General features: G+C 29.5%; 26 protein-coding genes, 1 tRNA gene and 1 pseudogene. 12 read left to right on the top strand and 16 right to left on the bottom strand.

All coding sequences use genetic code 11. From position 1 onward, the window contains the following. Positions 1-8: 8 nt before the first annotated feature. The 6 genes and pseudogenes from AB6T46_RS02830 (at position 9) to AB6T46_RS02805 (ending at position 1,732) form a co-directional block, all read left to right on the top strand. The gene (locus AB6T46_RS02830; RefSeq protein ID WP_370931909.1) at positions 9-158 is read left to right on the top strand and encodes an antA/AntB antirepressor family protein; all 150 of its coding nucleotides are present in this window, start codon (positions 9-11) and stop codon (positions 156-158) included. Beyond that, a pseudogene (locus AB6T46_RS02825) lies at positions 142-225 on the top strand (hypothetical protein); the annotation flags it as partial. The gene AB6T46_RS02830 and the pseudogene AB6T46_RS02825, both read left to right, overlap by 17 nt. Positions 226-264: 39 nt before the next feature. After that, a complete protein-coding gene (locus AB6T46_RS02820; RefSeq protein ID WP_370931908.1) occupies positions 265-762 on the top strand; it encodes a phage antirepressor KilAC domain-containing protein in 498 nt (165 codons plus the stop codon). Positions 763-791: 29 nt separating this feature from the next. Further along, positions 792-1,169: a hypothetical protein gene (locus tag AB6T46_RS02815; protein WP_370931015.1), complete on the top strand. Its 378-nt coding sequence runs from the start codon at positions 792-794 to the stop codon at positions 1,167-1,169. Continuing rightward, a complete protein-coding gene (locus AB6T46_RS02810; protein WP_370931081.1) occupies positions 1,166-1,501 on the top strand; it encodes a hypothetical protein in 336 nt (111 codons plus the stop codon). Before AB6T46_RS02815 ends, AB6T46_RS02810 begins: the two co-directional genes overlap by 4 nt. A gap of 12 nt (positions 1,502-1,513) precedes the next feature. Then, a complete protein-coding gene (locus AB6T46_RS02805; RefSeq protein WP_370931082.1) occupies positions 1,514-1,732 on the top strand; it encodes a hypothetical protein in 219 nt (72 codons plus the stop codon). Positions 1,733-1,917: 185 nt separating this feature from the next. Here the strand turns inward: AB6T46_RS02805 and AB6T46_RS02800 are convergent, their stop codons facing one another. Continuing rightward, the gene (locus AB6T46_RS02800; RefSeq protein WP_370931907.1) at positions 1,918-2,100 is read right to left on the bottom strand and encodes a hypothetical protein; all 183 of its coding nucleotides are present in this window, start codon (positions 2,098-2,100) and stop codon (positions 1,918-1,920) included. A 506-nt stretch (positions 2,101-2,606) separates the two neighbouring features. Here AB6T46_RS02800 and AB6T46_RS02795 point away from each other — a divergent pair. The 4 genes from AB6T46_RS02795 (at position 2,607) to AB6T46_RS02780 (ending at position 3,927) form a co-directional block, all read left to right on the top strand. Continuing rightward, positions 2,607-3,245: a Rha family transcriptional regulator gene (locus AB6T46_RS02795; RefSeq protein ID WP_370932040.1), complete on the top strand. Its 639-nt coding sequence runs from the start codon at positions 2,607-2,609 to the stop codon at positions 3,243-3,245. Positions 3,246-3,356: 111 nt separating this feature from the next. Further along, complete coding sequence (locus tag AB6T46_RS02790) at positions 3,357-3,584, top strand: hypothetical protein (protein ID WP_370931906.1); 228 nt, start codon at positions 3,357-3,359, stop codon at positions 3,582-3,584. Next, entirely contained in the window at positions 3,568-3,702 is a 135-nt protein-coding gene (locus AB6T46_RS02785; protein WP_370931708.1) for a hypothetical protein, read from the top strand. Before AB6T46_RS02790 ends, AB6T46_RS02785 begins: the two co-directional genes overlap by 17 nt. A gap of 12 nt (positions 3,703-3,714) precedes the next feature. Further along, entirely contained in the window at positions 3,715-3,927 is a 213-nt protein-coding gene (locus AB6T46_RS02780) for a hypothetical protein (protein ID WP_370931087.1), read from the top strand. 122 nt (positions 3,928-4,049) lie between these two features. On the opposite strand, the gene AB6T46_RS02775 is transcribed toward AB6T46_RS02780, so the two are convergent. After that, positions 4,050-4,135: transfer RNA gene (locus tag AB6T46_RS02775), tRNA-Leu, on the bottom strand. A 181-nt stretch (positions 4,136-4,316) separates the two neighbouring features. On the opposite strand from AB6T46_RS02775, the gene secD reads away from it, so the two are divergent. Beyond that, positions 4,317-6,812: a protein translocase subunit SecD gene (secD, locus tag AB6T46_RS02770; protein WP_370931905.1), complete on the top strand. Its 2,496-nt coding sequence runs from the start codon at positions 4,317-4,319 to the stop codon at positions 6,810-6,812. A 183-nt stretch (positions 6,813-6,995) separates the two neighbouring features. Further along, entirely contained in the window at positions 6,996-7,931 is a 936-nt protein-coding gene (locus AB6T46_RS02765; protein ID WP_370931904.1) for a YbhN family protein, read from the top strand. A gap of 6 nt (positions 7,932-7,937) precedes the next feature. On the opposite strand, the gene AB6T46_RS02760 is transcribed toward AB6T46_RS02765, so the two are convergent. From AB6T46_RS02760 to AB6T46_RS02695, 14 genes are all read right to left on the bottom strand, one after another. Beyond that, positions 7,938-8,936: a dihydroneopterin aldolase gene (locus AB6T46_RS02760; protein WP_370931903.1), complete on the bottom strand. Its 999-nt coding sequence runs from the start codon at positions 8,934-8,936 to the stop codon at positions 7,938-7,940. Positions 8,937-8,938: 2 nt separating this feature from the next. Further along, entirely contained in the window at positions 8,939-10,486 is a 1,548-nt protein-coding gene (locus tag AB6T46_RS02755; RefSeq protein ID WP_370931902.1) for a TerC family protein, read from the bottom strand. A 437-nt stretch (positions 10,487-10,923) separates the two neighbouring features. Continuing rightward, positions 10,924-11,151 carry a hypothetical protein gene (locus AB6T46_RS02750; protein WP_370931901.1) on the bottom strand — a complete coding sequence of 76 codons (228 nt, stop codon included), beginning with the start codon at positions 11,149-11,151 and terminating at the stop codon, positions 10,924-10,926. Continuing rightward, entirely contained in the window at positions 11,148-11,384 is a 237-nt protein-coding gene (locus tag AB6T46_RS02745; protein WP_370931900.1) for a hypothetical protein, read from the bottom strand. The genes AB6T46_RS02750 and AB6T46_RS02745 overlap by 4 nt, the downstream gene beginning before the upstream one ends. A gap of 28 nt (positions 11,385-11,412) precedes the next feature. Then, the gene (locus tag AB6T46_RS02740) at positions 11,413-12,174 is read right to left on the bottom strand and encodes a hypothetical protein (protein WP_370931899.1); all 762 of its coding nucleotides are present in this window, start codon (positions 12,172-12,174) and stop codon (positions 11,413-11,415) included. An 11-nt stretch (positions 12,175-12,185) separates the two neighbouring features. Further along, positions 12,186-13,178, bottom strand: coding sequence for a phage tail protein (locus AB6T46_RS02735; RefSeq protein ID WP_370931898.1), 993 nt, complete (start codon positions 13,176-13,178; stop codon positions 12,186-12,188). Beyond that, positions 13,162-13,323, bottom strand: coding sequence for a hypothetical protein (locus AB6T46_RS02730; RefSeq protein WP_370931897.1), 162 nt, complete (start codon positions 13,321-13,323; stop codon positions 13,162-13,164). Before AB6T46_RS02730 ends, AB6T46_RS02735 begins: the two co-directional genes overlap by 17 nt. Beyond that, complete coding sequence (locus tag AB6T46_RS02725) at positions 13,313-13,744, bottom strand: hypothetical protein (protein WP_370931896.1); 432 nt, start codon at positions 13,742-13,744, stop codon at positions 13,313-13,315. Before AB6T46_RS02725 ends, AB6T46_RS02730 begins: the two co-directional genes overlap by 11 nt. Further along, positions 13,741-15,207, bottom strand: coding sequence for a hypothetical protein (locus AB6T46_RS02720; protein WP_370931895.1), 1,467 nt, complete (start codon positions 15,205-15,207; stop codon positions 13,741-13,743). Before AB6T46_RS02720 ends, AB6T46_RS02725 begins: the two co-directional genes overlap by 4 nt. Before the next feature lie 7 nt (positions 15,208-15,214). Next, a complete protein-coding gene (locus tag AB6T46_RS02715; protein ID WP_370931894.1) occupies positions 15,215-15,922 on the bottom strand; it encodes a hypothetical protein in 708 nt (235 codons plus the stop codon). Positions 15,923-15,947: 25 nt separating this feature from the next. Beyond that, positions 15,948-17,678, bottom strand: coding sequence for a phage portal protein (locus AB6T46_RS02710; RefSeq protein ID WP_370931893.1), 1,731 nt, complete (start codon positions 17,676-17,678; stop codon positions 15,948-15,950). Between the two features lie 117 nt (positions 17,679-17,795). Continuing rightward, on the bottom strand, positions 17,796-18,884 hold the full coding sequence (locus AB6T46_RS02705; RefSeq protein WP_370931892.1) for a N4-gp56 family major capsid protein: 1,089 nt from the start codon (positions 18,882-18,884) through the stop codon (positions 17,796-17,798). Positions 18,885-18,901: 17 nt separating this feature from the next. Beyond that, complete coding sequence (locus AB6T46_RS02700) at positions 18,902-19,465, bottom strand: hypothetical protein (RefSeq protein ID WP_370931891.1); 564 nt, start codon at positions 19,463-19,465, stop codon at positions 18,902-18,904. 12 nt (positions 19,466-19,477) lie between these two features. Continuing rightward, positions 19,478-20,818: a PBSX family phage terminase large subunit gene (locus AB6T46_RS02695; RefSeq protein WP_370931890.1), complete on the bottom strand. Its 1,341-nt coding sequence runs from the start codon at positions 20,816-20,818 to the stop codon at positions 19,478-19,480. Between the last annotated feature and the right edge of the window lie 5 nt (positions 20,819-20,823).

Genomic DNA, 20,823 nt, shown 5'->3' with positions numbered 1-20,823 from the left:
GTCTTATTATGGACAATCAATTAATGGAAATCAAACAAACACAAATAGCTAACGATACAATACAAACTGTTAACGCTCGTGAATTACATGAATTTTTACAAGTAGGTAAAGATTTTAGTAACTGGATAAAAGACAGAATAAATAAATATATTTTTTAAGGAAAATCAAGATTATATAGTTTTCGCCAATTCTGGCGAAAACCTCCATGGAGGTAGACCAAGCAAAGAATACCACCTTACCTTAGACATGGCTAAAGAGCTATCAATGGTAGAACGCAATGAAAAAGGTAAAGAAGCCCGTCAATATTTTATTAAATGTGAAAAGAAGTTAAAACAACCTAATACCGCTAATATCACGGAGGTATTAAGCAATCCAGACCATTTAAAAGCATTATTATTAGATAACGTTAATAAGGTTATAAAATTACAAGAACTGGTTAAAGAACAAGAACCAAAAGTTAAGGCTTTAGAACATTTAACACGTGCTGATGGATTACTTTGTATTACTGATGCTGCTAAAGTTTTAAACATGCGCCCTAAGGATTTATTCCAATATTTACAAAAACACAATTGGATTTATAAACGCGTAGGCACAAGTAATTTTATCCCTTATCAAGATAAGTTAAAATCTGGCTTAATGGATTGTCCTACCACAACAATACATCGTCCTGATGGTAGTGAAAAAATCATAGCTCAAGCAAAAATCACCACTAAAGGTTTAGCAATATTATCTGAAAAATTACAAGCAACGCAAGTGGCATAGTAAGTAAGCCAAGTAAAAAGGATTTAACAATGATTGATAAAGGAGAAACAGAAATGAAAAAAATTAACAAAGATTTGATAAAACAATGTGTGGAAGAATTCGATACTAAAGCGGACGGCTTTCACGAGATGTACTTAAAAATTGAGCGTAATTTTATGAAAGAGGCTGGAAGTGGTCTTGTTTTAGAGCATTTAGCTAGTTTAGGTGGTTCTGACTCTTTGCTTAATACTTTAAAATTTATAAAAAGCTCTGAGTATAAAATGGTTAAGTTAACCTATTTCTCTGATACGGATATAGAGGCTTTAGCAGAGGCTGGATATATAATTATAGACAGTAAAGATAAATCTAACCCAAATATAACTCTAAATAATATGTTTTATCAAGATTTTCAGGAGAGCAAAAAATGATTGATAAGCATATCCAAATACCTATATTAATGGATTCTATTATAAGCAAGATAGATAAGCTATTGGATAAGGACGATAAGCGTATTGTTTCTGCTAGTTTAAACAAGGTTAAAAGACAAAAAATATTAGAATTATTAAAGCAAGAAAAGTATAAGGATGGTTTAGCTGTTACAGAAATTACCAACCTTGTAGGAATGGGCAGAAGAGATGTTAATAGTTATATGAACTTTCTTTTAGATAGGGGCGATGTTATCCGCTTTAAAGGAGTGAATAGAAACCCTAACGGCGGTAAGCATAAAGAAGTGTATTATTACGCTCTTAATAAATGTTAAGGAGGTTTTATAATGTCAAATGATATTTTAGAAATTACTTGCGAAATAATGAAAAATAATAAATCTGCTAATCCTTTAGGATTCACTCAAAGAGAGTTAAAGGATTTAGTAAATAAAGAATTTGAGTATCTTATAGATGCTGTAATTGATGAATGTTTTTTTATAGAGCACAATCCTAGGACAGATATAACATTCACTGATACGGGTATATATGCAAAGCTTAAGGATTAGAAATAAACTAAACGAAACCATTAGTAAATTAGCATCAATATTCAGTTATCCGGAAAAACCAGAATACTGGCCAAAAGATATAAATACTATAAGCTGGTTTAATAATACACAAAGTGATGCACAAACATAATATTGCCTCACATCACTTTGCTGTCGTGTTATAATATTAATTTAATTAGATGACGTTAAGTAGAAAAATGATCCATACATTCTTCAAAAGTTTGAAATTTTTCAGCTGGAATTGCATCATACAAACACCAATGCCAAAGAGGTATCTGGTCTTTTAAAAGTGGTGGAAGTTCAGCAAACGCAGGGGTTACTACTGTTAAGAAAGATAACCCGATAATTAAATATTTTAATTTTTTCATAATAGGCTCCTCTAATATTTTATTATGGTTAATGAATTAATATTTCAGGAACATAACAATGAGTCAAACAATTAATAACAAGGCTTTGTATAACCCTAAACATTTAGCTATTTTCTTTCCTCATAAAAACCATTTGACAAAGGCTAAAAAATATTATAGCCTGAATGTACAGTGCCTCAAAACACTTAAATCGTTAGCGGATAAATAACCGAAATTTATTTACCGTTTCCAAATAATTCGACCTATTACTATGCTGTTCAAGCATGCGTTTTATGTCGGGTGTAGTTATGTCATAAAATACCCGCAAGGGAAAAGCATAACGACGGACTAACGACCGTGTTTTGAGCACCCGACACCATTATATGGTGTTTAATCAAAACTTTAATTTCGTTAGGAGAAAAACCATGGAAGGTTTAATTAATTATATCAATAACGCCCAAAAAGCTAAAAAGAACTCTCAATTAAAACAAGCTCAAGAAAACGATGTAGCAACATCAGTGTTAACTATGTCTAGTCGTGAGATTGCTAAGTTGTGTGGAAAAGAACATAAGAATGTTACCCGTGATATTAGGCAAATGTTTACTGAGCTCAAAATTGAGCCCAGTAAATTTTTAGGAAAATATCAGGATAGTACAGGTCGTAAATTAGTTTGCTATCACCTACCCAAACGCGAGTGTTTAATTCTGGTCTCTGGTTATAGCACAACACTAAGAGCAAAGATTGTTGACCGCTGGTTAGAATTAGAGCAACAACACGTTCCTCCAGCTAAACTAGCAATAGAGAATCAAGAAGAAATTATATATCAATTACCAGCTGATGAAAGAGAGCTACCAATAAGAATAAAAGACTGTATCAGAAAACATGCAGAACAATTATCTAATGTTTATCGTTTGGAAGCTGAAAAATATTTAACCAAACGTACATATGGTAATGCTGTTGGTAGTAAAAGAGAAGTAACACATAGTAAAATTGATAAATGTTTAAAAAAGGTTTTATATCTTGATGTTGTAGATACAGCTTTAGCACAAAATCGTTGGAGTCATCATAGTTTATTCTGTGCGTTAAGGTCTATGCTGGATAAAGATATTAAAGCTATAGAGGAAATCCACCTTAGTGCAGACAAGCAACGAGGAAAAGCTATGTAGCAAATAATTAGCCCCGCTTTTATGGTGGGGCTTTTTAGCGTCTACAGACTCTGTTAATTTTAAAATCCTTAGGTTATGATTCATTGTGATAAAACCGCATTGGAGCAAAGCATGAAAAAATATTTATATATTGCTGGAGCGGTTATAACCGCTTTTTTTGTTGCCTTAGCTAAAGCCTTTAAATTAGGACAGCAAGACCAACAAAATAAGCAAGATAAAGAAACATTAAAATCTATTGGTATACGTCAAAAGGTAGAAAATGACATTAATAAGAAATCTGATGATAATATCCGTGACTCTTTGCGTAAATGGGTGCGCGGTAATGACGAGACCAGATAATTGTATTTTATTTGCTCCTATTTATTTAGAATATAAAGATTTAGATGTTATTAGCCCACAGTTAGCTAGACAATTATTAAGACATAACGAAACTGGTGCTAAAGTTTGTAAGTGGTGATAAGGTTATAAAATGATAGATAAAAAGAAAAGAACACCATTAACGACACAAGAAAAACAGATGCTAAGAGAATTAGCTACTGCTTACTCTACATTTAAAACTTTATCACGTTGGTTAAAATGGATTATCATTACAATATTTGTCATTGTTATAGAAGGTCAAAGATTTTTAATAGCTATAGATAACATCTTTGAATGGGTAAAAAAATTATTTACTAGGGGATAAGTTTTACAGATTCTTTCGTATGCTTTCAAGTACATTGAGCTTAAAAGGGTGTGTAAAAAGGTAATATCATAATCCTAAATAAGCTGTAAATCGTTGATATTCCTAGGTTTTTATGGAAAATATGGTGCGGATGGCGGGACTTGAACCCACACGCCCGAAGGGCGAGGCATTTTAAGTGCCTTGCGTATACCTATTTCGCCACATCCGCATATAACATTTTATAATTTATAATTAATTTTTTTGAATATTACAATTATTATTTTAACTTTTTAAAAGTTTTCTACAATTAGCTTGTTAATAATAAATAATTTCTTTAATAATATATCGACTTATATATAATTCTGTAATAAACAGATTATGCCTTAAAAATATTTAAATTAGGATCTTATATGCGTACTCCTCGTTGGTTAATAATATTTTACAGTATCATAATAGCTATAGGTGTTTTTTTAACGATTCCAAATTTTTTCTCTAAGGATGAATTAAAAAATATATCTTGGTTGCCTAACTCTCAAATCACCTTAGGGCTTGATCTCCAAGGCGGATCGTACCTTATGTTATCAATTGATAAAGAAACAATGATAAGGGATCAACTACGTCCTATACTGACAGAAATACGTCAACATTTGAATTCTGAAAATATTATTACTCCTTCAATTAGAATAATAAATGGAGAAATAATAGTCACGCCAAGAAAAATAAGTCAATTAAATGATATAATAAAATCATTGAATAATTTTGATCAAGCACAAAGTAACGTTGACACAAAGCGTATCAATGTTATTAATGACAAAGAAAAAATCATTATAGAATTATCAGATACATATATAAAAAATCTTTTAGCAAATGCCATTACGCAAAGTATGGAAATTATTCGTCAAAGGGTAGACCAAGTTGGCGTAGCTGAACCAGCTATACAAAAAATTGGTAATGATCAAATTATGGTACAACTACCTGGACTAAAAGATCCTACTCAATTACGTGAATTACTAGGCAGTACAGCTAAAATGACTTTTCATCTATTAGCTAATGAAAATGATGAAAAAAATGGTAATATATTAATAATTGAAGATGCCAAAAATCCAGAGATCAAATATAAGTTAGTGGCTCAAGCGGCATTAGATGGTTCTCATCTATTAGATGCTAAATCAACTTTCGATTCACAAACTAATAAACCTATAATATCTTTTCGCCTTGATAGTGAAGGCACAAAAACTTTTGCACGAATAACTCAACATAATATTGGAAGACCTTTTGCTATTGTCTTAGATAATAAAGTATTAACAGCTCCAACTATACAAACTGCTATTTTAGGTGGTAGTGGACAAATATCTGGTAATTTTACTATTGAAGAAACAGTAACTTTATCCGCCCTCCTACGTGCAGGTGCATTACCAGTTCCATTAATTGTAGTAGAAGAAAGAAGTGTTGGCCCTGATTTAGGAGCAGATTCTATTAAAAGAGGTTTTTATACAGGAGTAATTGGTTTTCTTTTAGTCGCAGCATTCATCATTATACTTTATGGCTTTTGGGGATTAGTTGCTAATTTTGCTTTATTATTACATACTATCTTAACTTTATCAGCCTTAACCATTCTAGGAGCAACATTGACCCTCCCAGGGATTGCCGGCATTATATTAGGGATAGGTATAGCAGTAGATGCAAATATACTTATAAATGAAAGAATTAAAGAAGAAACTCGTAAAGGTATGAGCGCATTTGCTGCTTTAGATCGTGGTTTCAATAGCGCTTTTTCAACTATCGTAGATGCTAATGTTACAGCATTAATTGCCACTGCATTATTATTTTGGTTTGGTACAGGACCAGTAAGAGGTTTTGCTGTAACTATGTTCTTAAGTATTATTATATCTATGTTTACAGCCGTTACTATCGTAAGAATTATAATGCAATGGCTAGTAAAACGTAAAAAATATAAAACATTAGAAATTAAACCACTAATAAATATGAATATCATCAAAAGCAATATAAAATTTATGAATATTCGCTATTGGGGGATTAGCATATCTTTAATTTTATCTATAATAGCAAGCATATTATTTATTAAACCGGGGCTCAACTACGGAATAGATTTTATTGGTGGTATTCAAATAGAAGCTAAATCTACACACACGTTACCTCTCGCAGATATCCGTAATAAATTAACTCAGCTACAATTAGGAGAAATAACATTACAGAATATTGATGGTGATAAAAATATTTTAATAAAAGTTCAAAAACAAGATGGATCTGAGATAGCTCAAACTAATGCGCTAGAGTTGGTTAAAAAAACTTTACTTGATAATTATCCTGCTTTAACTTTTGAAAAGACAGAAGTCGTAGGACCAAAAATTTCTGAAAGTTTAACAACTTCAGGACTTATTGCTGTATCCTTAGCTATGTTATTTATGTGCTTATATATATGGTGGAGGTTTGAATGGTTCTTTGCTTTTGGTGCTATCATTACCTTAATTTTAGATATAACCAAAATGATAGGCTTTTTCGTTATCTTTAAAATAGACTTTAATCTTACTGCTATTGCAGCATTACTAACCATAATTGGCTACTCAATTAATGATAAAGTAGTAGTATATGATCGAATGCGCGAAAATTTACGCCTATATAAGAAAATGCCTCTAAGAGAAATAATAGATTTAAGTATTAATCAAGTATTCGTACGTTGTATATTCACTTCTGTGACTACTTGTTTAGCTATGTTACCTATGGCAATATATGGAGGTAATGCAGTTTATAATTTTGCGGTACCTATGCTAGCAGGTATTATTATAGCTACTATATCATCAATATTAATAGCAGCACCTATAATGATGCTACTCGGCAATTGGTGGAAAAAATATAATTCTCAAACTGCCGGTGAACAAAAATAAATACTAACAAAATCTCTTATAATAAATTTCTTTGGTATAATCGATGGAACTATTTAAAAAAAAATTTCTTATTATTTATCCATTATCTCGATAAATATATTACATTTATAATTAACTAAACAATAAATAATATTATATGAATGATTTAATTAAACGTCTAATCAACAATAATGAGTATGGTATATGAATATTAAAAAATATTTAGGATCAATAATTGGAATAGCCATATTTTTATTATGTGCGGTGATTCTATATCACAAATTTCAAAAAATTGATATTAACTTGATATTACAATATTTTACTAATATTCCTATCCAAGCTTGGTTATTAGCATGCTGTGGGGCCTTAATAGCCTATTTTACTCTAGCGTTATATGATTATATTGGATTACAAAATTTAGGCAAAAAGATCAATTTGAGTTTTATCTTATTCGCCTCTTTTTCTACTTATGCTATATCTCACAATATCGGAGCTTCAGTTTTATCTGGAGCCGCTATAAGATATCGTTTATATAAAAGTAAAAATCTATCTTTAGTTGAGATAGCTGCATTAGTAGCTTTTTGTTCTTTTACTTTTATTATAGGAGTTTTATCTTTAACAGCATTTATTTTAATTTTTTATCCTTCTGTTTTCCAAATATTTTATGAAGATCTCTCAGCTTTTTATTTTGTTATGATCGGTTTAATAATATTTTTATTAATAGTTCTTTATATAATAGGTAGCTTAACTAACTTTAGATCATTAAAATTAACTAAAAAATTATCTATCCCTTATCCAAAATTTTCTATTGTTTTAAAACAATTAATTATAGCCCCTATTGAAATATTAGGAGCAGCATTGATTATTTATGCAGTTATTCCTGCTGAATATAATGTTAGCTTTGTTCTATTATTAGGAGTATTTTTAGCTTCATTCTCGGCTACATTATTATCAAACGCACCTGCAGGTGGTTTAGGAGTATTAGAATTAATTTTTATATTAGGCCTCCCACATATACCTACAGAAGTAATAATAGCTTCTCTACTAGTGTTCAGATTACTTTATCTTATTATTCCTCTTTTTCTTTCATTAATTTTTATAGGTATATTTGAAATAAAACAAATTAAAAAATCTATTTAATGAACATTAGGTTAAATATTCCTTTATATAATCTCTTCTAATATTTACTCCAACACGTCCATCTATTACTCTATCTTTAGAAATTGTAATTTCTACTGACCAAATATAATTAGTTTTCAATAAGTAATCAGCTATATCTTGAGCTAAATTTTCTACAAATAAAATATTTTCTTGAGCAGCAAAGATATGAATAGCGTCAATAATAATATCGTAAGAAAAAATTTGATCTTTTCTGATCTGTCTATAATGTTGCTTAGTAATTTCTACAGTTATATCAAAGAAAACATTTTGCTTATTTTTTTGTTCATAAGCATATGCTCCTATAACCATAGGAAAACAATAATCTTTTACAAAAATTCTATCTCTTGCCTCTTCTAGCTGTTGATTTTTTATTAGATAAGCAGGCGTAAGAACTTGTAATAACTCAGATATTTTTATATTTTCATTAAAATATAAAAATATATTTTCAATACCTACGGCAACACATCTAGGTATATCTGCTAACTCAAAATATCCTGCAATAGATAAAGTTAAATTACATTTGTTAAAAGCTTTATTTTTGTTAAATAAAAATGGTAAAAAAGAACGTTCAAAGGCTGTATTATTATTTTCATTAACTAGAATAGTTACACCCGTAAAAATAGAATTAATAAATTCTATTGGCTCCGGCATTATTGTTATAGGACATAATAAAATAAATTTTTTATCTATTAACTCAGTATTTTTATAAACTAATAATTGCTTAACTTTTTCGCTGTTATCACAATATACGTATATATCCTTTAAACTTTGTAATAATTTTAACTTAGCATCATATTTTTTCTCTAATAATTCATCTGCCTCTAGTAAAATATTAAAAAGAATATTTTCTTTTACTATATTATCAATATCATTATTGTCAATATCATTAAATTTTAAATAAAATTCTAAGATATCATTAGATCTATTCACCAAGCTAATATTTTCATCATTCAAATAATCGTTTGATAATAAAATTTTTGTCATGATTATTGTTCTTTTAATTTAGAAATATGCACCTTAGCAATATTTCTTTTTTCCATAGATAAAATCTTGAATCTATACCCCTTATCTTCGAATGTTTCACCAGCTACTGGTAAATGTGCTAACTTCCACAAAATATATCCTGCTAAAGTTGCATATCTATCGCTTTCATCAACTAAATTAACATTTAAGATGCTCGAAATCCATCTGATATCAGCAAATCCATCCACTATTTGACTTCCGTCAGCTTCTTCTATCAATGCTGGCAGTTCTTCATCTTCAGGAAAATTTCCTGCTATAGCTTCTAATAGATCTGTTGGTGTTACTATCCCTTCAAAGGATCCATGTTCATCTACAATTACAGCTAATTGTAATGGCGAGCCCTTCAATAGTTCCATCACCCTTAAAACACTAGTGTTTTCATGCAATACGAGTGGCTTCTTAGTTATATTTACCCAATTTATATTACCTTCTTGGCTTAATTGCTTTAACAAATCTTTAACTAAAGCTATACCTATAAATTCATCAATTTTATCCTTAGCTAAAATTATACGACTATGTTTTAATTCATAAATGGTTTGCTTAATTTCATCTAAACTTTCATTTAAATCTAACCATTCCACTTCATTTCTAGGGGACATTATAGATCTTATTGGTCTTTCGGCTAACTCTAATACGCTTTGTATCATATGTTTTTCTTCCGGCTGAAATACCTCTTGTTCAGTTGTTTGCTGCACAATAAGATCAACATTATCTTTTACTGCAACCGTATTAGATGCTCCTAACATCCGTAACACTGTCGATGCTGTTCTTGCTCTTAAATTACTAGCAGTTAAATATTTTTTCTGTTTACGCCTGCTAATTTGATTAAATAATTCTACCATTATAGAGAATCCAATAGCAAAATATAAATATCCTTTAGGTACATGGAATCCTATTCCTTCAATAATTAAACTAAAGCCAATTAACATTAGGAAACCAAGACATAAAATAACGACAGTAGGATGTTTCGAAATAAACTCTACTAAAAATTTAGAAGACCACATCATAACTGCTACTGCGATTAACATAGCAATAACCATTATAGAGACATATTGTACCATTCCTACAGCGGTAATAACACTATCTAAAGAGAAAATAATATCTAATATTACTATCTGTACAATCACCTGCCAAAATACTGCCTGTGTAGCAGAAGATTCTTTATCATCTTCGCTATCAGGCTCCAATCTTTCATGTAGTTCTATAGTACTTTTAGCTAATAAAAATATTCCCCCGGCTATCATTATCAACCCTCGGATAGTTACATCAATACCCTGGATAGAAAATATAACTTGTTGAAGCGATGCCACCCAAAAAATAGTTAATAGAAGAATAAGTCGCATAATCAATGCGCAAGATAGACCTAAAATGCGAGCTTTATTTCTCTGTTTAACAGGCAATTTATTAGCTAATATAGCAATAAAAATTAAATTATCTATTCCTAATACTATTTCTAAAATAATTAAAGTGACAAGTCCTATCCAAGCATTTGGATCTAATAACCATTCCATTAGTTTGTCCCAAAAAAGTTCATAAATAAAATCTTATATTAAACATTGCTCTCTTTACTTACTTATAAAGTATTTTTAACTAAAAAATAATTTATAAGTTTTTATTCCACTAGTTTTTAAAAAAGCAATATATTATGAGTTAATATAAAAAAATTTACAATTAAAACATTAAATTCCATATAAAATAAAATTTGACTAGATAACATATAGTTACTATACCAATAGTAACTAGTTATCTAGTCCAGGTTAAAATTTACTCTCAAAAAACGCATAATTATAAATATGGTTATTTTTTATTTAATTTCCAGAATATTTTCCAGCCAATAGTTAACCTATAAATTAATCGCATTAATTTATTTTGTTTCTTCATACTTTGATATATATATAATATATCCTTAACTTTTTCATAATCACCTTTACTGATGTTATAAAGATGTTCATTTCTTGTCGAACTTTTCATAGTTAATTTTCCATTTCTTTAACTTATTACGTATATTATCCATATTTTCTTTATTAATTTCTAATTCTACGCTAGATCTTGCTTTAACATTTTTTAAAATTTTATTATTATTTTTAATTTTTTCATTTTTTTTTCCTAAGTTAAAAATTTTAACAAAAACAGCAAAAATAGAAATTAATATAGTAATAATTTTATAATTATTCATATTTCACCTATTAACTTAATTAAGATATCCATTATAGAATCTAAATTATTAAACATCATGAAAATGATGACCATTAGCCCGATAAATAAAAAACGGATTATTTTAATAGCGAATAATAAGTTGTTGTAAATCAACAATAATGATTTTAAATCTTTTAATTCTCTTGTTGTTAATTCTTCCCATTTTTTTATTTTTTTATTAGGCAATAATGGAATGAATTTCTTTTTACCCATATTTATGCCTGATATTTTATATTATTGTTTAAATACTTTTAACTGCGGCAACAGCAAGATCAGCTAAAATTTTTTCCCAAATTGATTTTTCAATAATTTCGTCTTTACTAATCTTTCCGTATTTACTATTCAAAATATTCATAATATCAGCATAACTTTTTAAATCTTCAAATTCTCTATTTCTTTGTCTAAGTTCATTTTTATAATTTATATCGTTTTTTTCTTGGTTATGTTTATCAACCAACTGCCCTGATAATAATTTATCTTTTAAACTAGCTATCAATGTCTGATCTTTTACTCTTTTATTTTGATCTATCTGATTATTAGCATTTACCATATTATCTAATGCTCTATTATAATCTTTTTCTAAGCCAGCTAACAACATATCTTGACTATTACGACTTAAAGCATCAACATGTGCCGTTGAACCATATCGCCCAGCACCAGAAAATTGACTTTGAACAATATTATTAATTTTATCAATATCATTATGTAATCTTTCTCTATAATATGGATTACCCTCTTTCAAATATTTTCCTTTTGCCATATCAGATAAATGCTGTTCTGCCGCTGATTCCTGATGATATATTCTATTAATATTATTATTTATATCATCTATAGTATTTTGTGTTTGATGACTTAAATTTGCTTGTCGCTGAACTGGTACGGGTTGATATTTTTTTCTTTTCAATACTTCATTTAATTGAGCTGTTGCATTTTTAATTCCTTCATTCGCCCAATTTGCAGGTGTATTATCTATTTGTGTCCTATGAGTAGATTGACTCGACATTTCTCTTCTCCTTAAGTTTTTATATAATATGCTACGGCATGGTTACTTGGTCGAGTTTCAAACCCTGTAGATTTATCTGTAGTTCCTAAATGTGTATGAACACCCATTTCTTGACCTGGTACCACCTTTTCGCCGGTTAATTGATTTATTGTCTTGCTAGCTATGGTCTTTACAATTCCTGACCCTGTCAATGGTATTCTAAGAGATTCTGTAATAGATTCATATTGTACTGCTAGATTTTCTTTAGTTTTAAAATCATGTGTATGCCCTTTTATATCTTCTTCTTGAAAGGATCCAATATTTCTTAATGATTGTTTATCTAACCGATTAGCAAAATCTACGCCTCTTAAAAAACTCCCTTGTAAGTCAGGTAATTTAAAATGATTTACATTAGTAGTAACACCCCAACTATTATTCAAAATATCAGCTAATTCAGGGTAATCTTTACGAGCTAATTCTCGACCATCACAAAACAACCATTCTCCCTCTTTTATTTTTCCTCCAAATGCAATAATAGCTCCTGTAGGTACAAAAGCCTTAATGTAGCTACTAGCCGTACCCCCTAAAGACATTATACAAAAAGCATCTTGCTCATCTTTAACTTTCTTAAAATATCTTATATTATAGATTTTTCCTATCTCAAGTTCATCTGCTGATATTGGCTCAAAACTATTTTTATCATTTCTTTTTAAAATAGGTAAGCTAACTAGATTATTTATAGATAATTTAGCTTCTGCTTTACTATTTTGATTAAATCTTATATTTAAATTTAAAAATTCTTCATATTTAACTATTTGAGTTTTAATCAGTAATTTATAATTTTTTCCATCACCAGTAGTATCTAAAATATATTGTGTATCGTGAATAAATTCAGCAATACGTGCCATCATTTTTCTAGCACTGTTATTTACCGTTGAGGGCGCTTGCCCCTCTCTCCAATCTATTTCTTTATCAGATGTTTGATTGCTATCACTATTTACTGACCAATTATAAATTGAGCTCATTTTCCGCCTCTTTTACTTTTTTAAATAATTTTTTCAAAGGAAGACGACAAAAATTACCATTCATAACTACCATAACCTCTACATTATCATCTTCTTGTAATTCATCTATTACTGGAATATTATAGATATAAGAGTTAAAATTCATGATTAATTTCCTTTAAATAAGTTATTTCTTTGATTTTAAATCCTGCAGGTTTTAAGAATTTTTTCCATCCTTCTCTCCCTGTAGTTTCTACATATTTTATGTTATGTTTTTTCGCCCAATCTAACATTTGTTGCAAAATTTCTGATATTATTCCTAAATCACTCCCTGCATAATCAAATATCATTAATATATTATCACTATATTTGTTTTGCATTACTTTGGTTAAGGCAATAGATTTGAATTTATTATCTTCTTTTATGATCCATAAATCTTTTTCCCCCTTTAATATTTCATTCCAAATGATAGATCCGGATAACATTGGTATTTTATGTTCTAATTGCATAATTGCTGTAAAAATATCTAATAAATAAGGTCTTATTTGTTTTTGACTCCAACCATTAGTATTATATAATTTTATCATCTTGTACCTGCTGTTAACCATTTATAATAAATTTTACTTATTTTACTCCAAGCAGATTTTTGCGACGATATTCTAATTTTAATACTTAGATATCTCCCCCTTTTTAATTTATTTATTTTATTTATTTTAGGTTCTACAGCATATTCTTTTGACCATTCTATTGGCGATAACAGATTTTTTCTTGTACCAAACGAAACAAAATATTCTCCTCCATCAATATCTAAAGCTATATCTTTCAAAATTCCTATAGCGCCATTATTATTTTTAAAATCAGATGAGACAATTAATGCTTCCATTGGCTGTTGCCTATCACTGAAAGATCCTATCTGCCCTTGTAAATTTATTCCTGCAAAACTAGGGTAATCATGTTGCCATACATAAGAATCTAATGAATATGGTAAATTTTCTAAATTACCATATTCATCTAAACTCTCTAAGGTTTTCCCTGTGCTATATAGTGGTAATATATATTCTAATTCTACTTTCATATAACTCCATCGATCTAAGATCCAATCGTAAATTAATATTTTATTAATAAAAGTAGAATTACCGCTTTTAATTCCCCAATATACTCTGCTGGCTACCGGATCTATTGCCCCGATAACATTAAATAAATTACCCCCTAATACTTCTTTTAAAATAAAATCATTAATCTTTCCTCTTCCAATAGATTTTAAATTTCCTTGAATATCTATCTGGTAAAATCCACTAGTATCAATAAAAAAAGATAGATTTTCTCTTGCTACAATTGCTCGAGCAGATTGATTATCAGCAAGATCATATAATTTGGAAAAGGTAAAAACCATTTTAGAACCAGGCGCAAAAATTCCTCTATATATAGCACGTTGCATAAAAATAATTGGATTGGTGGAATTACTTGCTCCTATTACCATACCGCCGGTTGGAAAAGACTGATAATCACAATTTTTCTTTCCTACCTCCCACCATTCGATATTATTTAATCCTGACCACATAATTTTATTTGGCTCATCAATTAAAGAAATTAAAACTAAAAAATCGCCCCATACGGTTACGCTTCTAGCTTTTGGAGGATTACCACCTAAATCTCTAAAATGACTATCTGTTTTTAAATTAAATACTTGTGGTTTATCATTTGCATTAACTGCTATTACATAATCACCAAATACCGTAAAAGACCAATAAGATAATTCATTAGCTGAATATTTTTTTGTTTTATTAGTAACTTTTCTCCATTTTTTTGTAGTATTATCTAACATCAAAATATCTTTTGCAGTACCAATAAAACAATAAGATAATCTATCCATTGACTGAACAGAAATACCTCCATATATTTTAGCTTTTATTGGATCTCCAAATGTTTTAAACGAAGGAATAGAAATATATCCATCTAACGCTGGAAATAGATTTTCTACTACTTTTGAATATTTACTATTAGTACTAGCAGAATCTGGTGCATAATAAGGTATATTAATAACGGACATTTTCACCTCAAAATTCTGTTAGAGTTATAGAATGAACCTCTTGTTGTTTAGAAGTAGCAGTTAATATATTTTGTACAGCTTCTTTCTCCCCTGCCGCGGCTATAACAGCTTGTTCATAATCACGTAAAATATATTGAAATAAATATTTTTTTGCCGCTTCCTTTAATAACTTAGGAGCTTCCTTCAACCATATATTAGCGAAATAACTATTTAATTTTCCTGGTGTTCTTAATTTAAAATAAACTATCCTATCTTTATCTGGTACAGGATAAAAATTTATTTTATTAGGGTTATCTTTAGTAAAACTATATATTAATGGTATCCCAAACTCAGCTGTATTTTTTTCTGATGAACAATTATCCATTTTATATAAGTAATGATTTATATTATTACCCAATTTAATATAACTAGTAAAAATTTCATTGGTAAATAATGAAAATTTTTGCCTTTGTGCTAAATCAATTTTATTCTGGATTAATTTATTTTTATAATCTTGGCTCTCCTCATGTAACCAGATTGGATAATTAGCGCGCCCTTTTTCTAATAATAATTTAAATGGTTTTTTTTCTAAAAAATAAAAATCTGCATTTTCATAAGTTTGAAAAACATTCCAAATAGCTTGTTCTATTTCCTCCTTATAAGTATCTTGCGTGTCATCTATTTCTAAAGCTAATAACTGTTTTAAATGCAAAAAATTTGTAAAACATGCAGACATAATTGTCTCCTATTAAATGTTAAATTTAATATTCACCCATCATATATTTTTCTATATCTTTAGGTTGCAAGGCATTATCCTCTCCGCCTACTTCTTGTTTTTTATCTAATTCTGATTTTAATTTTTCGATTAATGAGGAAGGTAGAGGTGAATATTTTAAAATATCTAATGTTAATTCTGGACTCATATAGCTTCTTAAAAAAGGCAATAAACTTTTAATCACTTCAAAAGTTTTTTCTTTTTCATTAGTGCTAGTAGGTGCATCATCAACTATTATATCATATTCAATATTAGCAATATTCTCTCTGGTTAATTTTACATATTCCTGTTTTTCTGTTCCTAGAATTCTAATCAATCGTCCATCTGATAAATAATTTTGAATTAAATACAACATAATTTCAGCTTGGTTTTTACGGTATTTTTTCAAATTATCAAATAAAGGTGCTAATAAATTTAAAGATGATTCCTTACGTTGCATCTCTAATACACCAGGCTGATTAATAGCTCTTGTTCCTAGAAATTCCTGACTGATACCAGTAACATTATATATGCTATTTTTACTTTCATTAAATAAAGCAAAAAAACCATCAGGGAAAGATGCTGCCGGTTTAGGTTGAATTCTAGGAGAGCTATTACTTAATGATCCACTTTTCATCCAAGTTATCTGATCACTCTTTGCGAGACTCTCAGCAGCTTGTCTATCATTTTCAAAAGCTCCTCTTTCTGCTAAAATTCCTCCTTTAGTCTGACTATTCAAAATATGCATAACCTGACTAAAAAATTTATTAGCCCATCTTTGTGGATCTTTCATAGCTCTAGTTAATCCATAATATATATTATCGGTTAGATCATAAAATCCAGTAATAGCAGACCAACCAAAATTAGCTGGTGAAGTTAATGGTTCATCAATAGGTTGAAGAATTTTATTTCCTAAAAATGCTCTTTTAATAATAGTTTTACGAAATTTCACTTTTGAATAATCTTGATTAGTATTTTTTCTAAACTCTAAATAATCTTTTTCAGATAATTCAAATGTTTGCCCATCTAATAAAATAATTTGATAATAGGTTTCTTTTACCTTCCATCTACATTCTACTATAATAGCTTTACCCTGTTGATGTCTGATATTATCGTAATCATCTTTATTTAAATTTTCGCTACCATATAAAGCCCAATCTGCGTGCAAATCTGCTTCATTATTACCTGGAAATAAAATTTTTAATTCCTCAATATTTTTTTCATCTACATAAAATAATCTTTCAGCATTTTTTAAATTAGGTCTATTCGCCCTTGAATCCCATACCATTTTAAATGGATCTAATCTTTCTACTACTGGAGCTCCTCTTGGATTATCATCAAAACATAATCTAGTATCTGTCCATCCAATTCCTGAAATAATAGCATCTCTAAAAGCTTCAGATTCTTCTGAATTTGCCTCTGATTGTTCTCTAAACCATTCAGCAGTAGCAGTTAATAATTCATTTGGAATAATATCGCCTTGTTCCCTAGGTATAAATCTTATCTGGCGTCGATTATTTATTTCTGATCCTAGCACAGATTGAATAATAGGTGCTATTCGATTAAAACTTATTACTGGTCTTCGTTGAGCTCTTAAAATAGCTAATTCTCTGTCATTCCAATGATGACCGTTATAAAAATTATAATCTTCTTGCGCTATTTTTCTCCATTTTATACAATTTTCTAAATCAGTCTGATACCATGACTTCAGCCGATTAAATAATATCTCTTCTGTCATTTTAAATATCCTTATTTAATAAGGAGACTTAAAAGCAATTAAATTCCAAGGTAATAATTAATAAAGCCAGATATAGATATATTTGCTTTATCATCTCCCTATTCTAACTTATTTCAGTTATAAATCGCTATATGTAGAAACAACTATGGTTCCATAATCTTCATTGTTAAATTTAGTCTTTTTAATTCCAAATAATGTTGAGCAGGCAAAACCCAACTCATTTTCATAGTCTTTTGTCTCTTTAATAATTTTAAAATAGCTGTGATCCATATTTCTACCAAAAGCTACCGCTAAAGATTGAGCGCCTAATAATACTGCTCTACGCGTATTTAATTTCATTTTTCTTTCATTATTTAATCCTGGCATTACATGTACAGCCTCTCTTAAAATAACACCATTGTACATCCCCAAAGAACCATCAAAAATAGGATTTTTACTCCTTGAACCAGCATAAGCAGATTTTTGAATATCTAACCATTGTCCACCATCACAATTACTACGTAAATCTTTTACTTGTGCAGGATGTAGATACATTACAAAAACTTTATCACCATTAATAGTTACAGGTTGCATTGTTGGATTACTCGTTTTAGCCAACATTATTGCTTCATCAATATGTTTTAAAGAAAATCTATCTTGTTCAGATAATTCATTTTCTGAAGATTTATTATTAGCAATTAAATGTCTTTTTTTAGTTGGAGCAGTTGGTTTATTAAATCCATAATGAACGCCTGACAATTTATATTTTTTTCCTTCAATAGTTACTTCATCTCCGGTATATCCTGCCCAATGTAAATGTGCCGCAATAGACAGCCTACGAGAGAACCAATTACGCAACATTTTATTAGCTTTTTCTTGCATATTAAAAGAGGCGCGCTGTTCATCAATAGTACCATCTGCGGGTACTGCTACTGCAGTTCTTAATTGATTAATAACCAAAGAATCTGTATAAATTTGCGCTATTTCCTCTTGTCCTTCTAATTTTTCCCCTTCGGTTACACCATCCTTATCTAATAACCCAAGTAAATCAAAAGTTATTCTATCACCTTTGCCTTTTTGAGTTGCCGTTTTTAAATGTATTATTGCATCTTCATTTTCACCAATTAAAGGTGCAATCGGGGTAAAATCTCTAACTTCTAAGGTTAGTTTTTTTGCCCATAATTTAACGGCAGATAGATTATCAGAAGTTATTTCCATTCTTGTCATATTTTTTCCTTATTTTATTATAATAATTTTTTTAAATCGCCACCTACTCTGGTTAAAGCTTTTTTAAAATCTTCTAATGGCATATTTACCAAACTATCAATATTTTCAACTTCAAACTTTGAACCATTACTAGCTGTTAAAGTTTTAGCTCTTTCAAAAGCTAATTCTTTATTAGAAGCTAATTGACTATCTAAATTTTTATAACCACGTAGTTTAGCTAATTGATAAATTATTTTTACTGGATTTTTATCTTGTAAAGCAGAAATTTGAATAATTTGCTCTAGTTCATTTTGTATCAATTTTTCTCGATATTTTTGATCTTGTAAACTTTCATTTATAAAAGCCATATCTTTTAATTGATTATCTTGAAATTTTTGTAAAAATTTTACCGCCTCTTCAATATCTGGAAGAGCTTCTCGACTAACATTTACTGCCTCTTCCCAAAATTCAGATGTTAATTTTTGTAAATCTTTTGATTCTACTTCCTTTATTTTTTTATCTTGCTCGTCAATATTATTTTCTTGGTTACTTTCAATATCTTCATTAGTATATTCCACCAATTGGCTATCATTTTCTTCCATTTTTGTTTCTCCTTAATAAGTTAGCCATGAATCTTCTTCTTCAAATTGACTAAAATCATAATTTCTTTTATAATTTATCCTCGGTTCTTCATATTTCACGCACATTAATCCAAAAGCATCTGCAGCATGTGAACTCCAATCATGATCTGGTCCTAATCCTATTCCTCTTACATCGTCTCTTTTTTCATGATACCAAGCTAAAGCCGCCAAACCAGCTTTAGTAGTTTCTTCATTGAACCACATTCGTGAAAAGAGTCTTCTTGCTGCTTCTATTCTCATCCTAGCGGCACCAGCCCCTTGATTAGGTATTACTTTAACCTCAAATCCAGCCTGCTCTAAAACAGATTGAAAACTTACATCATACACTCTATCTTTAGTAGCTCCATCATGTGGTAAAACCATTAAAGCATTTTGATATTTATTAATTTTCAACCAATCTATATGAGTTTCTAACGGTTGCCCCTGTGCTTCGTAATAATCTAGGATTCTTATTTCTTTTCCTACAAATTGAGCTATCCAAATAGCGGTATGATCTGCTTTTGCACCACTGCCCCCTATATCCCAAAATGCTTGCAAAGTTAATAATGGATCTTGCACGATGTGAGCTACTCTTCCTTCTTCTTTTAATTTAATTATATTCTGCGCAAAATAAGCTCCGTCTACTACAGTTATAAAATCTCCTTCCCAAATATGCGCATAATATTGAGGTCTATTATTAAAATCATTTAATCTCTCATTATTTAAAACTTCAGGAAACCAAGGATTATCTCGCCAATTTAACTCAGTAATTTTTGCATTTTTTGGTGGCGCCTCTCTAAATCTTTTATGAGTGGCCGAAGTTGCACTTTCAGGATTCCAAGTTAGCCAAATTTCAGAATTTTTTTCTCTCACTGTTGGTAAAATTTTCCTCCAAGCATTTTCAGTTACATTTTCTGCCTCATCCACCCAAAATAAATGTATCTGTGCTTTTGACTTTATAGAATCCAAATTATACCTTAACCCTATAAATACAAATTCTATATTTTTGTCTTTAGTTCTAATATAATTTTCTCCAATATCATAATTACTTTTTAGCCAATCCTCTGCATTAATAGCTGCTTTAATTTCTGCCATTGAACTATCGTTTAACGTATTCATAAATTCTCGTGCAGCAACTATTATGCCCTTTTTTTGTTCGTGCGCTAGCTGTAATCCCTTTATTGCGGCCATTTTAGCAAAAGCTTTTGTTTTTCCACTTCCTCTACCACCATATGCCCCTCTATAACGTGCCTCGCCCATAAAAATTGGTATCAATTTAGGTGGTAATTCTACTTTTACAAATTTTTTTTTATTCTTTTTATAATAATCAAACATTTTTT

Source organism: Bartonella sp. DGB1, from assembly GCF_041345015.1.
GTDB lineage: Bacteria > Pseudomonadota > Alphaproteobacteria > Rhizobiales > Rhizobiaceae > DGB1.
This window is presented reverse-complemented; position numbering and strand designations above follow the sequence as displayed.

What these genes read in the sequence shown, in the direction of transcription:
- AB6T46_RS02830 (WP_370931909.1), top strand. Translation starts at nt 9, where the DNA reads ATGGACAATCAATTAATGGAAATCAAACAAACACAAATAGCTAACGAT.
- AB6T46_RS02820 (WP_370931908.1), top strand. Translation starts at nt 265, where the DNA reads ATGGTAGAACGCAATGAAAAAGGTAAAGAAGCCCGTCAATATTTTATT.
- AB6T46_RS02815 (WP_370931015.1), top strand. Translation starts at nt 792, where the DNA reads ATGATTGATAAAGGAGAAACAGAAATGAAAAAAATTAACAAAGATTTG.
- AB6T46_RS02810 (WP_370931081.1), top strand. Translation starts at nt 1,166, where the DNA reads ATGATTGATAAGCATATCCAAATACCTATATTAATGGATTCTATTATA.
- AB6T46_RS02805 (WP_370931082.1), top strand. Translation starts at nt 1,514, where the DNA reads ATGTCAAATGATATTTTAGAAATTACTTGCGAAATAATGAAAAATAAT.
- AB6T46_RS02800 (WP_370931907.1), bottom strand. Translation starts at nt 2,100, where the DNA reads ATGAAAAAATTAAAATATTTAATTATCGGGTTATCTTTCTTAACAGTA.
- AB6T46_RS02795 (WP_370932040.1), top strand. Translation starts at nt 2,607, where the DNA reads ATGTCTAGTCGTGAGATTGCTAAGTTGTGTGGAAAAGAACATAAGAAT.
- AB6T46_RS02790 (WP_370931906.1), top strand. Translation starts at nt 3,357, where the DNA reads ATGAAAAAATATTTATATATTGCTGGAGCGGTTATAACCGCTTTTTTT.
- AB6T46_RS02785 (WP_370931708.1), top strand. Translation starts at nt 3,568, where the DNA reads ATGACGAGACCAGATAATTGTATTTTATTTGCTCCTATTTATTTAGAA.
- AB6T46_RS02780 (WP_370931087.1), top strand. Translation starts at nt 3,715, where the DNA reads ATGATAGATAAAAAGAAAAGAACACCATTAACGACACAAGAAAAACAG.
- secD (WP_370931905.1), top strand. Translation starts at nt 4,317, where the DNA reads ATGCGTACTCCTCGTTGGTTAATAATATTTTACAGTATCATAATAGCT.
- AB6T46_RS02765 (WP_370931904.1), top strand. Translation starts at nt 6,996, where the DNA reads ATGAATATTAAAAAATATTTAGGATCAATAATTGGAATAGCCATATTT.
- AB6T46_RS02760 (WP_370931903.1), bottom strand. Translation starts at nt 8,936, where the DNA reads ATGACAAAAATTTTATTATCAAACGATTATTTGAATGATGAAAATATT.
- AB6T46_RS02755 (WP_370931902.1), bottom strand. Translation starts at nt 10,486, where the DNA reads ATGGAATGGTTATTAGATCCAAATGCTTGGATAGGACTTGTCACTTTA.
- AB6T46_RS02750 (WP_370931901.1), bottom strand. Translation starts at nt 11,151, where the DNA reads ATGAATAATTATAAAATTATTACTATATTAATTTCTATTTTTGCTGTT.
- AB6T46_RS02745 (WP_370931900.1), bottom strand. Translation starts at nt 11,384, where the DNA reads ATGGGTAAAAAGAAATTCATTCCATTATTGCCTAATAAAAAAATAAAA.
- AB6T46_RS02740 (WP_370931899.1), bottom strand. Translation starts at nt 12,174, where the DNA reads ATGTCGAGTCAATCTACTCATAGGACACAAATAGATAATACACCTGCA.
- AB6T46_RS02735 (WP_370931898.1), bottom strand. Translation starts at nt 13,178, where the DNA reads ATGAGCTCAATTTATAATTGGTCAGTAAATAGTGATAGCAATCAAACA.
- AB6T46_RS02730 (WP_370931897.1), bottom strand. Translation starts at nt 13,323, where the DNA reads ATGAATTTTAACTCTTATATCTATAATATTCCAGTAATAGATGAATTA.
- AB6T46_RS02725 (WP_370931896.1), bottom strand. Translation starts at nt 13,744, where the DNA reads ATGATAAAATTATATAATACTAATGGTTGGAGTCAAAAACAAATAAGA.
- AB6T46_RS02720 (WP_370931895.1), bottom strand. Translation starts at nt 15,207, where the DNA reads ATGTCCGTTATTAATATACCTTATTATGCACCAGATTCTGCTAGTACT.
- AB6T46_RS02715 (WP_370931894.1), bottom strand. Translation starts at nt 15,922, where the DNA reads ATGTCTGCATGTTTTACAAATTTTTTGCATTTAAAACAGTTATTAGCT.
- AB6T46_RS02710 (WP_370931893.1), bottom strand. Translation starts at nt 17,678, where the DNA reads ATGACAGAAGAGATATTATTTAATCGGCTGAAGTCATGGTATCAGACT.
- AB6T46_RS02705 (WP_370931892.1), bottom strand. Translation starts at nt 18,884, where the DNA reads ATGACAAGAATGGAAATAACTTCTGATAATCTATCTGCCGTTAAATTA.
- AB6T46_RS02700 (WP_370931891.1), bottom strand. Translation starts at nt 19,465, where the DNA reads ATGGAAGAAAATGATAGCCAATTGGTGGAATATACTAATGAAGATATT.
- AB6T46_RS02695 (WP_370931890.1), bottom strand. Translation starts at nt 20,818, where the DNA reads ATGTTTGATTATTATAAAAAGAATAAAAAAAAATTTGTAAAAGTAGAA.